The organism is Sinorhizobium sp. KGO-5 (genome assembly GCF_036245905.1).
GTDB classification, from domain to species: Bacteria; Pseudomonadota; Alphaproteobacteria; order Rhizobiales; family Rhizobiaceae; genus Sinorhizobium; species Sinorhizobium meliloti_A.
This window is the reverse complement of the sequence record NZ_BDIZ01000015.1, coordinates 13,378-25,139: the sequence shown is the minus strand read 5'-3', so window position 1 is coordinate 25,139 and position 11,762 is coordinate 13,378. Positions and strand designations below refer to the sequence as shown.

Genomic DNA, 11,762 nt, shown 5'->3' with positions numbered 1-11,762 from the left:
CCCAAAATGTTATTAAAATAACGCTTGTGCGATTAGGATATATGGATACCATTTGTGCATCCAAGTCAACGGCCGGAAGAAGTCGTGGCGGGAAAAGCCGGTGCAGGGAACGCACGGGCGCACCGAAACTTCAGAGGAGAATTTCGATGACAGCGAATGATCGCGCCGGCACATCCGGACTCCGCGCATGGATGCGCGGCACTGCGTTTTCCCTTGCCGCATTTCTGGCGACGACCGGCCTGGCATGTGCCGCAGAACTGAACATCTACAATTGGGGTGAGTACATCAATCCGGAGGTGCTCAAGAAATTCGAGGAGGAGACCTCGATCAAGGTCAACCTGTCGACCTATTCCTCCAACGAGGAAATGCTCGCGAAAATCCAGGGCGGCGCGACGGGTTACGACATCGTCTTTCCCTCCGTGCACATGCACGACATCATGGCCAAGCTCGACCTCCTGGAGAAAACGGACATTGGCCGCTACGAGGGCTTCAAGAATATCGATCCTTCCTTCCTGCGGGCCAAGAGCGATCCGGACGGCGAATACTGCCTGCCCTACGCCTGGGGATCGGTCGGCATTTTTTATAACCGCAAAGTGCTCGGCAAGGACATCACCGGCTGGAAGGACCTGATCGCCACGGTCAAGGAGAAGGGGCTGAAGTTCACACTTCTCGACGACATGCGTGAGGTGCTCGCCGTAGGACTCATGCTCAACGGGCACAAGGTCAACTCGGCCGACCCGGCGCAGCTCCAGCAGGCGGCCGACACGATCATTGAAATGAAGCCCTATGTGGCGGCCTTCACCTACGACACGCGGCCCATGGTTCAATCCGGCGACGTCGCAGCCGGCCATTTCTTCGTCGGAGCCATGGTCGACGTCTTCGGCAATCAGAAGGACCTCGGCTACGTAATCCCCGAGGAAGGGGCGACCATGTACCAGGAAGATATCTGTGTCCTGAAAAGCGCGCCAAATAAGGAGAATGCCATCAAGTTCCTCCAGTTCTACACGCGTCCGGAAGTGGCGGCGCTCAACGTGGCGCAGCAGACCAACGGCACCGCCAATGTTCCCGCGCGGCAATTGACCCCCGAGCAGATCAAGAATAGCAAGGAAATCAATCCGCCGGCCGACACGATGGCGCGCCTGCAGATTTTCGAGGATCTCGGGCCGGCGCTCCGTCAGTTCGATCGCGCCTGGACGCGGGTGAAGACGGCGCAGTGATGGCGTACCCGCCCGTCTTTGGACGGGCGGTCCTTTGGAAGAGGGCGACGTGTCGAAACGAATTCTGAAGCTCGTTCAGTCCGACGACCTCAGACGGTCCAAATCCGACAAGCTGATCGCCAACTATATCGAGCGCAACATCGCCGATCTGCCTTTCGAGACGGCGCGTTCGATCGCTCAGAGACTGGAACTCTCGCCCATGACGGTGGGCCGTTACCTGCGCCGCATGGGCTTCGACGGGCTGGATGAGCTCAAGGGCGAGCTGCGCCGCGGCCGGTCGAACCCGGCCTGGCAGGTCAAGGCGCAGGTCGATCGGCTGGAAGAGGACCGGAGAGAGGGCAAACTCCTTGCCCGCCTCATCCAGCAGCAGATCGACAATCTCGGTCAGATATACGAACTCACCAGCGCGCCGGAATGGCAACAGACGATCGAGGCGCTTGTCGGCGCCAGCGAGGTCTATGTCGCCGCCTACCAGAACGTGCGCGGCATTGCACAATATTTCGCGAGCCAGCTCTCGTACACGCGGCCCCGCGTGCAATTTGTCGACGGCCTCAACGGTACCTACGCCGAATTGCTGGACGGCTCGGTCGAGGGGCGTTTGCTGTTCCTCCACGATGTCCGCCGCTTCGCTTCAAAGGCGAAGCCGCTCGCCCTCGAAGCGCGCCGCGCCGGCGTCAAGGTTGTCCTCCTGACCGACGAATTCTGCCCTTGGGGCAAGGACGTTTCCGATGTCTGTCTCGTCGTTCCCGGTTCCCACGGACCGCTTTGGGACGGCGCCGCGACCATGACCGCGGTTATGGACCTCATGTTGAGCAACGTCATCGTCGTGCTCGGAGAGGAGGTGAGCGAGCGGGTCGACACGCTCACCCGCCTGCAGGACATCTTCGGCGATTTCGAAAATTGAACACGCATGGTCAGAGGATTGCGGTTGCTAAACGGGCTTGAACCCTATGAACACGTGTGCAATATTGCGCGCGTGTGCAATGAAGTGGAAGCGCCGGTGAGTCGACAGCCTTATTCCGATGACCTCGATAGTCGTGCAGAACTTTGTCGCGAGATCATTCGCTCAGCCGGCGCATTGACCCTCAAAGGGTTTCATGGCGAGGCCAGGCAGAACGTTTCGATGAAAGGGCCTCAGGACTTCCTGACCGAAGTGGATGCCGCCTCCGAGGCCTATATCCGCCACGCGCTTGCCGCGCATTTTCCGGGCGACAGCTTCTTTGGCGAAGAGGGTGGGGGAGCGATAAGCGACCGGGTCTGGGTGGTCGATCCCATCGACGGCACGGCGAATTTCGCGCGGGGCATCCCGCATTTCTGCATCTCGATCGCCTTTGTCCAAAACGGGGCGACCGAGATCGCCGCGATCTACAATCCGGCGCTGGACGAGCTCTACTTCGCGCGCCGAGGGGCGGGCGCGACGCGGAACGGCGTTCCCATCCGGGTCGCCCAGACCGCCCGCTTCGACGCTGCGTCGCTGGAAATGGGTTGGTCGATGCGCGTGCCGAACACGGCCTATCTCGGCGTCATGGAAGCGCTGCTCGGGATGGGCGCCAATGTTCGCCGCGCCGGTTCCGGCGCATTGGCGCTCGCTTACGTCGCTGATGGCCGCTCGGACGGCTATATTGAACTGCACATGAATTCCTGGGATTGCCTTGCCGGCCTTCTGCTCGTGAGCGAGGCGGGCGGAGTCGTCTGCCCATACCTCGAGATCGGCAGCCTGGATGCCGGTGGCCCGGCTCTTGCCGTGGCGCCCGGCCTCGCATCGGACACGAGCCGCGCCTCGAACATACCCCTGGCCGCATATGCGATGCCGACGGACCGGCAGACGGCTCCGGCCCGAGCAGCGCGCGGACCGGCCGATTGGCGTATTGGAGGCTGACGCGGCGTGGCCGCGAAGAGGAGACTGCATGGATGCACCTGTCCATACCCGACCGGCCATCAGCCTGATTGCCGAGGGACTGGGGCCGCACGGCTCCGCTCTCTACATCGGCGGCAGCGAAGGCGCCCGCGACCTGGGGCTTCTGCGACAAAACGGCATCACGGCCGTCGTGAATTGTGCCATCAACCTCGACATCAACTATGTCGAGGGGCCTTCCGACGAGGCCGATGGCGAGCGCAGGGCGTCCGGCTTCGCGGCAATACGCTACTACAAGATCGGCATGATCGATGACGAGGGCAGCCCCGAAACCATGATGCTGGGAGCCTATTACATACTCGACGGTGCGCTTCGCCAGTCGATGCCGAAGCGGCCCACCTATCCGTTCCGGGACGGCGGAAACATTCTCGTCAACTGCCGCGGCGGACGAAGCCGCTCCGTCTCGCTCGTCGCGCTTTTCCTCCACAAGCAGCAACCGAACCTTTACCCGACGCTTGAAGATGCCGTGGCGGCGATCCGCACGCGCAGGCAATTGATGCCGGATGAATGGTTCGAGACGCCGAAGCCGATGCTCTACGAGGCAGCAAGGAAGGCCTCCGCCTGGATCGACATGATCGAGCGCGAACGGCAGAAGGAGAGGCCATGCTGAAGCGTACCCTGCCGGCCGTCGCCGTAATCGCCGATGCCCATTTCCACGATGTCGAAACGGATTTCGGCTTTGCGAGAGTGGCCGTCGAGGGTCGGGAAGTCACCATGCGCAGCTGGGCGGACACCCGGCAATCCACACGCGTCTTCAATGAAAGTGCGGAGGCGTTTCTGGCGGCCCTTGCCGAGGTGCGCCGGCGCGGCATCCGTCACGTCGTGCTGCTCGGGGACTATACGGACGACGGCCAACGCGCGACCACGAGCGCTCTGCGGGACATTCTCCATGAGCACGCCGATGCGTTCGACATCTCGTTCTATGCGCTTCCCGGCAATCACGACATCTTCGGGCCGCGGGGCAGGCATCACACAAAACAATTCCTCGGCCGCGACGGCCGGGGCATTCTCGTCACCAGCGATGCGAACCGCGCGGGCAGTGGCGTCACCGTCAGTGACCGGATGTATTGCGAAGGCTATCCGGCGGGCCTCGATCCGATGGCGGCCTTCGGCTATTTCCGCAGGCCCGAATATCTCCATTGGGAGACCCCGTTCGGCACCTCCGATGCGGTCGAAGACCGCCGATACGGGGTGGCCTCACCGGACGGCAGCAATCGCTACGAGTTGATGGACGCGTCCTATCTGGTCGAACCCGAGCCCGGTCTCTGGCTGCTGATGATCGATGCCAATGTCTTCGAACCCGTAAACGGGACGTTTGAATGGGGTGAGGAAGCGGCTTTCATCGACAGCACCTCGGGCGGCTGGAACGCGATGATCCGCTGCAAGCCTTTTGTCGTCTCCTGGATCGCCGACGTCTGCGCACGGGCACGGAGGCTCGGGAAGACTCTGCTTGCCTTTTCGCACTATCCGGTGCTCGACCCTTTCGATGGCGCGACCGGCGCCGAGGCAGCGCTGTTCGGCGAGACCAACATCGCCCGGCGCACACCCCGAAAGGATGTCGAGCGGGCGCTGCTTGCGGCCGGACTGTCGCTCCATTTCAGCGGGCACCTTCATGTGGAGGGCGTCACGCGCCGCGGCAGCGACCGGTCGCTCACCAATATTGCGGTCCCGTCGCTCGTAGCCTTTCCGCCGGCCTTCAAGATCGCGCATCCGGGAGAGGGGAGCGTCGTCGTGGAGACGGTGGAGCTGTCCGGACTGCCTGCCGACCAGCGGCTCCGCAGCGCCTATGAACGAGAAGTCGCGCTGCTCGGCGAAGAGCCGGAGGCCGCCTTTTCAAGCTCCACTTACGGAGCCTTTCTCAGGGCACACAAGCGGGCACTGGTCAGCCACCGCTATTTTCCCGAGGAATGGCCGCCGGCAGTCGTCGAGCGCGTGGCAGACCTCACGCTCGAGGAGATCGCGTGTCTCTTCACCGAAGAGAGCGCCGGCGGCGCGCCGATGCTGTCCGCTTTGGTGCACGCTTCGGCGATCGACATCGCCGAGCTGAGAAGCCTGCCGATGATCGAGCTCGTCGCCGATTGGTACTGCCTTCGGCAGGGGGCATCGCTCGCTTTGCCGCATATCGAAAAATCGCGGCTGCCCCTCTATCGTTTTCTGGCCGAACGGTTCGGATGCGCGCCGGGGAACCGACACGACAGTTCGGTGAAAGGCTTCCTTGCCATATTCCTTGGAGCGTTGGGTCTGTTTCTGGACCGCGCGGAAAATGGTGAGGAACAGATCGTCGTTGCCTCGGATCCCGTGCAGCAAGACGCTCCGGCGTGAGTGGTCGATGGCCTATGCGGCGCGGGAAGAGAGGCGCACCGTCGCGTCAACCCGTTGGCAGGCAGGTTAGGGTGGGCTCATGGAATCGGCCATTGTCGGCATCAATCTCTTCGGCGCGGTCGCGCTGCTGCTCTACGGACTGGCACAGGTCAAGGACGGCATGTCGCGGGCCTGGGGCGCGCGGCTGAGGACCGGCCTCGCCGCCGGCACGCGCGGCGGGCTGCGTTCGTTCGCTGCAGGATTCGTAGCCACAGTGGCCCTCCAGAGTTCGACTGCGACCGCACTCATGGTCGCCTCTTTCGTGGAAAAGGACCTGATTGCGCCGGCGATGGCACAGCTCGTGTTGCTGGGCGCCAATGTCGGGACGGCCGCGACGGCCTGGATCGTGGCGCTTGGCCTCGGCTGGCTGTCGCCGCTGCTCATTCTCGCCGGGGTTGCCCTCGCCCGAGCGCGGTCCGGCGCGCGCAGCGGCGCCGGCAGCGCCGTCGTCGGCATCGGCCTCATGCTGTTGTCATTGCATCTGCTCTCAGCGGCGACCGATCCGCTTCTGCAGTCGCCGGCACTCCGCGCCTTCCTGGCGATGCTCGACAATGCCTGGCCGGTGGCTTTGATCTTCGCCGCCGCACTCGCCATTCTCGCCTCCTCCAGTCTCGCCATCGTGGTGCTCATCCTGTCGCTGGCCTCCGCGGGCGGCATCTCGACCGCGCTCGTCGTCGTTCTTGTCCTAGGTGCCAACCTCGGCGGGGCCGTGCCGCCGGTGCTTGCGACGCTCGGCGCTTCCGCAGGCGCGCGGCGCGTAACGATCGGCAACCTCATCGTCAGGGCAACCGGCTGCGCCATCGCCCTGCCGCTGGCCGGCTATTGTGCGGAATTCATGGAGTTGGCAGGGCTTTCGCCGCAAAAGCTCGCCGTCGATGCCCATCTTCTGTTCAACCTGGCCGTGGCGCTGATCGCCTTTCCAGTGTCGCCCCTCCTTTATGGGCTGACGGCCAGCCTCATCCCGCAGGAGGCGGAGAGCGACAACGGGCCACGCTACCTGGACATGAAGGCCCTCGCGAGACCCGTCGCCGCACTTGCCGGTGCCGGTCGCGAGGTCATGGCGGTGGGCGACCTGATCGAGAGCATGCTGGTGCGGGCCCTGGACGCGCTCAAGACGAACGACCTCGCGATGCTTGCCGATATCAGCATGCTCGAAGGGCGGGTGGACCGGATCCAGCATGAGATCAAGCTCTACGTGTCGAGGGTGGGCAAGGACGATATGACGGAAGACGATCACCGCCGGGCCCGGCATATCGTCGATTATGCCATCAACCTCGAGCATATCGGCGATATCATCGAGAAGGGGCTGCATCCCGAGATCGCAAAGAAGATCAGCCTCGGCCTGCGCTTCTCCGAGGACGGCCAGGGCGAACTCGCAAGGCTCTTCGCGATCACGCTCGACAACCTGCGCATGGCCCAGGCGGTCTTCGCGACCGGCGACGCTGAGCTGGCACGCCGTCTCGTGGAGGTGAAGGAGGAGGTGCGCCGGCTCGAGAAGCAATCGGCGGAATGCCACCTTCTGCGCCTGCGCGAAGGGCGGCTGGACAGCATGCAGACGAGTTCGCTGCATCTCGACATGCTGCGCGACCTGAAGCGGATCAACGCCCACGTCGCTTCTGTTGCCCACCCGATCCTCGACGGCAGCGGCCTCCTGATCGAGAGCCGCATCCGCCAGGCCGTCTGAAGCTGAAGCATTTCCAGGAGGAGTGCGCAGCGTCTTCCATCCGGACGTGCCCGAATCAACAGGCCTTAGCGCGCCGTCTGTCGCTCCACCAGGGCTACCGGCACGACCTGCATCCGCGTTTCCGGTTCGTCGCTGTCCAGGGCTGAAAGCACCTTTTCCGTCAGGGCCTGGAAGGATTGGGCAACCGTCGTGAGCCCGTAGCTTTTCCAACCGGCTTGCGGAATGTCGTCGAAGCCGACGATCGAGACGTCCTGCGGTACCCGCCGGTTCATTTCCAGCCGCGCCGCGTCGAGGAAGCCGAGCGCCAGAAGATCGGTCACGCAGAAGGCACCGTCGATCGCCTTGTCGACCAGAAGCTCACGCCCCGCCTGCAGCCCGGACTCGTAACTCGTCGGACCGCCCGACCAGGCGACGACGTCCACGCCCTCGGCCTGCATTCGTTGCGTGAAGGCCTTCGCGCGCCGCAGCTGGGCGGGGGTCTGGCTGCCGCTCGTGACGACGGCGACTTTTTTGCACTTCGCCTCAATCAGCCGCAGTGCCGCGAGGTCGGCGCCGTGGGAGTCGTCGCTCAGCACCATGTTCGTGTCCGTGCGGTCGAGACGCTGGTTGATGAGGATGAGACGCACGCCATTGGCGATGCATTCATCGACGATCGAGGCGGGCGGCTCGCCGGAGAGAACGACGATCGCCTGGGCGCGAAACTCGAACAGAAGCTCGATCAGAGGGGCTATGTCCTGGCGGGCGTCGGCGGCATTCAGAAGGAGGCATTGCTTACCCTGGCGCAAGAGCCCGATGCTCAGCAGGTCCAGCTGCTTGGAAATGAAGGGCGAGGAGAGATTGGCGCCGACGACGCCGATCAGGTTGGAGCGGTCATTGTTCAAGACCTGGGCGAGCCGATTGACGCGATAGCCGAGCTCGCGGGCAGCCTTCAGGACCTTGCGCCGGACAGTCTTCGAAACGCTGGCACCGGGAGTGAAGGTACGCGATACTGCCGAGCGTGAGACGCCCGCACGTTTTGCGACCTCCTCAGCCGTCACAAAAGCCCTCGCCATCCGTCCTCCTTTCGGCATCGATCAGCCCTCTATCAGAGGCCATGAACCGCGAAAAGTTCCAAGCGGAAAATTGCTCGGGCCGCGGCCGGCCGGCTTTCAACCCCTGCTGCCTTTCCCGGGCCCGACAGGCACATCGAGCCCGTTCCGGAGCGGGAATACAAATGAACACGTGTGCTTATCAAAAATATACAGTAAATACAATATGATAGATGACTGATCACGTGTGCATTTTTCTGTTGACAAACGGGCGGACTGAATCGATCATACGTTCCATAAAGACACGGAATTTGGAATTTTCATTCCGTCAGCGGGCCGGACGACGGCGCGGTTCGTCTCAGTGGGAGGAGACGCCGCGAAGCTGTTGGCGGCGACGTCGCACCAACGGCACGGCCCGGGAGGAACGGAGGCGGGCTGCCGATGTGGTACAGCCGGCCCGAGCTTCCCGCAAACGACTTCAGCGCGCGGCGACGGACATCGATGCCGGCGAAGCAGCATAAGCGGCCATGGGAGGAACAATGGCTCTTCTAAGTGAACCGGCAAAGGCGGCAGCCGAAAACCGGTCTGCCACGCCTTCGGCCTGGCAGGCATGGCGCTATCGGCTGAAGGTTGCCCTGCGTGAACCCACGACCCTGATCGGTGTTCTGACGGCGCTGCTGTTCACATACCTGATCGTCGTTCCGATCATTTCCATCGTGCTCGACGCCGTGCGCGTGCAGTTCGGGCACGAGCGGCGCCTGAGCAAGGATGTCGGCGATCTCACGCTCTACTATCTCGACAGAGCGCTGTTCTCGCCGGTGTCGGCGGACCTGTTCTGGCGACCGCTCTTCAATACGCTCTCGGTTGCCGTGGGCGCCATATCGCTGTCGCTGCTGATCGGCACTGTGCTTGCCTGGCTCATCAGCCGGACGGACATGTTCGGGCGCCGCTGGTTCGCGACCGCGCTGATCGTGCCCTACATGCTGCCGGCCTGGACCTTCGCGCTCGCCTGGACGACGCTCTTCAAGAACCGTACGGTCGGCGGCCAGCCCGGATGGCTGGAAGCGATGGGCCTGACGCCGCCCGACTGGCTTGCCTATGGCCGGATTCCGATCACCATCATCCTCGCGCTGCACTATACGCCCTTCGTCATCCTCCTGTTCGGCTCGGCGCTCAGGCGCTTCGATTCCCAGCTCGAAGATTCGGCACGCATTCTCGGCGCCAGGCGCCACCAGGTGGCGCTGCAGATCATCCTGCCCCTGATGCGCCCGGCATTGCTCTCCTCGATGGTGCTCATCTTCGCCAAGTGCCTGGGCGAATTCGGCGTGCCCTATGTGCTCGGTCTGCCGGTCAAGTTCGAAGTTCTCTCGACGTCGCTCTTCCGCAGCATCGCCTCGCGCCAGACGGGCGTCGCCGGGGTGATCGCCGGCTCGATCATGCTGATAGGCATCATCACTCTGTGGATCGATGCACGGCTGGTGCGCGAGGCACGGCGGTTCGTCACGATCGGTTCGAAGGGGTCGATGAACCGGCAGAGTCGCCTTGGCCGCATGCGTCTGCCGGCGGCGGGATTCGCCGCCACGGTCTTTCTGTTGAGCGTAGGCTTGCCGCTCCTCACCTTGTTGCTGTCGACGATCATGAAGATGCCTGCGAGGTTCACGCTCGACAACTTCACGCTGGACTACTGGATCGGTCGGGATCTCGACACGATTGCCCTGAAGACCGGCATCCTCTTGAGCCCCGATCTCTGGGACGCTGCAAAGAACACGCTGACGATCGTCGGCCTCGCCTCGGTAACCTCCGGCATTCTCGGCCTGCTGGTCGGCTACGTGGTCATCCGCACGCCGGTGCGCCTCCTGTCGGTCTATCTTCGGCAGGTGACCTTCCTGCCCTATCTGGTGCCCGGCATCGCCTTTGCCGCTGCCTATCTGTCGCTTTTCGCGGTTCCCCGGGGCCCATTGCCGGCGCTCTATGGCACGGTCATCATCCTCGTTCTCGCGCTCATCGCCGACCAGATGCCCTACGCCTCGCGCGCCGGCATCTCGGCCATGACGCAGCTCGGCAAGGACCCGGAGGAGGCGGCCCAGGTCGCCGGAGCCGGCTGGCTCAGGCGGATGATCTCGATCGTCATTCCGATCCAGAAGGGCTCGCTCGTGACGGGGGTGCTGCTGCCGTTCATCTCCGGGATCAAGGGCCTCAGCCTTTTCGTCATTCTGGCGGTGCCGAGCACGGATGTGCTGACCACCTATTCGTTGCGGCTGGTCGACTACCACTACACGCAGGCCGCGAATGCCGTGGTGCTCATCATCGCCGCCATCGCCTATGGCGGCACGCTCATCGCCCAGAAGCTGACCCGCACGAATCTTGCAGAAGGACTTGGAAGCTGATGCCAACGATCAACCTGCGCGGTGCGCAGAAGAACTACGGCGTGAATTCCGCAAACGCCGTGTCCAATCTCGATCTCGAGATCCGAGATGGCGAATTCATGTGCCTCCTCGGGCCATCGGGTTGCGGGAAAACCACGACGCTCCGGATGATTGCCGGCCTCGAGAACCTGTCGGGCGGCGAAATCAGGGTCGGCGATCGTGTGGTCGACTGCGTGGCCGGCGGGGTCTTCGTACCGCCGGAGAAGCGGGAGATGGGCCTCGTCTTCCAAAGCTATGCCTTGTGGCCGCATCTGACGATCGAGCGCAACACGGATTTCGGCCTCAGACTGCGGAAGCTCCCCAAAGCGGAAAGGGAGGAGCGCGTCGAGCGCGTGATGCAGGCGCTCGATATCGCCAAATACCGGGACCGCTATCCGTCGCAATTGTCGGGCGGCCAGCAGCAGCGAGTGGCCCTTGCCCGCATGCTGGCCATCAACCCCGGCGTGCTGCTCCTCGACGAGCCGCTCTCCAATCTGGATGCGCGGTTGCGCCTGGAAATGCGGGCGGAGCTCAAGCGGCTGCATAAGGAATTCAAGACCACCATCGTCTTCGTCACCCATGATCAATGGGAGGCGATGACGCTCGCGACGACGATCGCCGTCATGAACGAAGGCACTCTGCAGCAGATGGGCACGCCGAACGACATCTACGATCGCCCGGCGAACCGTTTCGTCGCAGAGTTCGTCGGCAGTCCCCCGATCAACATATTGACCTTCGGCGAGCCCGGCACGTCCGACGTGGCCGACAAGGCGGAGGCCTATCTTGCCACGCGTTATCCGCACCTCACGGGGGTAGGCTCCGTCGGCATCCGCCCGGAGGCGATCGGCTATGCAACGCGGATCGAGGATGTGCCGAAGGGCAGCTTCTCCGGCGAGACAACCGTGACCGGCGTTCTGCCGACCGGAGGCAACTGGATCCTGGAGCTCAGGAGCGAGAGCCACACCCTGTTCCTGACGACCCATGTTCTGCCGCGGATCGAGCAGGGCGCCAGGGTGTTTTTCTTCGCGCCGGCGGAGGCCCTGCATGTCTTCGATACGGACGGCCGCCGGATCGCGGAGGCGGACGCGCGACTGAGAAGCCTCGCCTACAACTGATAACCGACAAACCGGAAAAACCTGCGGAGGGAGAAAA

At 63.3% G+C, this 11,762-nt stretch carries 9 protein-coding genes; 8 read left to right on the top strand and 1 reads right to left on the bottom strand.

The window, feature by feature from the left end; translation table 11 throughout:
• The first annotated feature begins 191 nt into the window (after window positions 1-191).
• From BHD07_RS30510 to BHD07_RS30485, 6 genes are all read left to right on the top strand, one after another.
• Entirely contained in the window at window positions 192-1,217 is a 1,026-nt protein-coding gene (locus BHD07_RS30510) for a polyamine ABC transporter substrate-binding protein (protein ID WP_445190508.1), read from the top strand.
• Window positions 1,218-1,266: 49 nt separating this feature from the next.
• Window positions 1,267-2,121 carry a MurR/RpiR family transcriptional regulator gene (locus BHD07_RS30505; RefSeq protein WP_100670828.1) on the top strand — a complete coding sequence of 285 codons (855 nt, stop codon included), beginning with the start codon at window positions 1,267-1,269 and terminating at the stop codon, window positions 2,119-2,121.
• Window positions 2,122-2,217: 96 nt separating this feature from the next.
• Window positions 2,218-3,096 carry an inositol monophosphatase family protein gene (locus BHD07_RS30500; protein WP_338284159.1) on the top strand — a complete coding sequence of 293 codons (879 nt, stop codon included), beginning with the start codon at window positions 2,218-2,220 and terminating at the stop codon, window positions 3,094-3,096.
• Window positions 3,097-3,124: 28 nt separating this feature from the next.
• Entirely contained in the window at window positions 3,125-3,742 is a 618-nt protein-coding gene (locus BHD07_RS30495; RefSeq protein ID WP_338284158.1) for a dual specificity protein phosphatase family protein, read from the top strand.
• Window positions 3,736-5,454, top strand: coding sequence for a metallophosphoesterase family protein (locus BHD07_RS30490; RefSeq protein WP_338284157.1), 1,719 nt, complete (start codon window positions 3,736-3,738; stop codon window positions 5,452-5,454). The genes BHD07_RS30495 and BHD07_RS30490 overlap by 7 nt, the downstream gene beginning before the upstream one ends.
• A gap of 79 nt (window positions 5,455-5,533) precedes the next feature.
• Window positions 5,534-7,177 (top strand): Na/Pi cotransporter family protein, encoded by a 1,644-nt coding sequence (locus BHD07_RS30485; protein WP_338284156.1) that lies wholly within the window; start codon window positions 5,534-5,536, stop codon window positions 7,175-7,177.
• Between the two features lie 65 nt (window positions 7,178-7,242).
• On the opposite strand, the gene BHD07_RS30480 is transcribed toward BHD07_RS30485, so the two are convergent.
• Window positions 7,243-8,229, bottom strand: coding sequence for a LacI family DNA-binding transcriptional regulator (locus BHD07_RS30480; RefSeq protein ID WP_338284155.1), 987 nt, complete (start codon window positions 8,227-8,229; stop codon window positions 7,243-7,245).
• 515 nt (window positions 8,230-8,744) lie between these two features.
• Here BHD07_RS30480 and BHD07_RS30475 point away from each other — a divergent pair.
• Window positions 8,745-10,592: an ABC transporter permease gene (locus BHD07_RS30475; RefSeq protein ID WP_338284154.1), complete on the top strand. Its 1,848-nt coding sequence runs from the start codon at window positions 8,745-8,747 to the stop codon at window positions 10,590-10,592.
• Window positions 10,592-11,725 (top strand): ABC transporter ATP-binding protein, encoded by a 1,134-nt coding sequence (locus tag BHD07_RS30470; RefSeq protein ID WP_338284153.1) that lies wholly within the window; start codon window positions 10,592-10,594, stop codon window positions 11,723-11,725. The genes BHD07_RS30475 and BHD07_RS30470 overlap by 1 nt, the downstream gene beginning before the upstream one ends.
• The last annotated feature ends 37 nt before the right edge of the window (window positions 11,726-11,762 follow it).

Bases quoted from the DNA above. Each gene is read 5' to 3' on its own strand.
- BHD07_RS30480 (WP_338284155.1), bottom strand. From the start codon at position 8,229: ATGGCGAGGGCTTTTGTGACGGCTGAGGAGGTCGCAAAACGTGCGGGC.
- BHD07_RS30495 (WP_338284158.1), top strand. From the start codon at position 3,125: ATGGATGCACCTGTCCATACCCGACCGGCCATCAGCCTGATTGCCGAG.
- BHD07_RS30470 (WP_338284153.1), top strand. From the start codon at position 10,592: ATGCCAACGATCAACCTGCGCGGTGCGCAGAAGAACTACGGCGTGAAT.
- BHD07_RS30485 (WP_338284156.1), top strand. From the start codon at position 5,534: ATGGAATCGGCCATTGTCGGCATCAATCTCTTCGGCGCGGTCGCGCTG.
- BHD07_RS30490 (WP_338284157.1), top strand. From the start codon at position 3,736: ATGCTGAAGCGTACCCTGCCGGCCGTCGCCGTAATCGCCGATGCCCAT.
- BHD07_RS30475 (WP_338284154.1), top strand. From the start codon at position 8,745: ATGGCTCTTCTAAGTGAACCGGCAAAGGCGGCAGCCGAAAACCGGTCT.
- BHD07_RS30510 (WP_445190508.1), top strand. From the start codon at position 192: ATGCGCGGCACTGCGTTTTCCCTTGCCGCATTTCTGGCGACGACCGGC.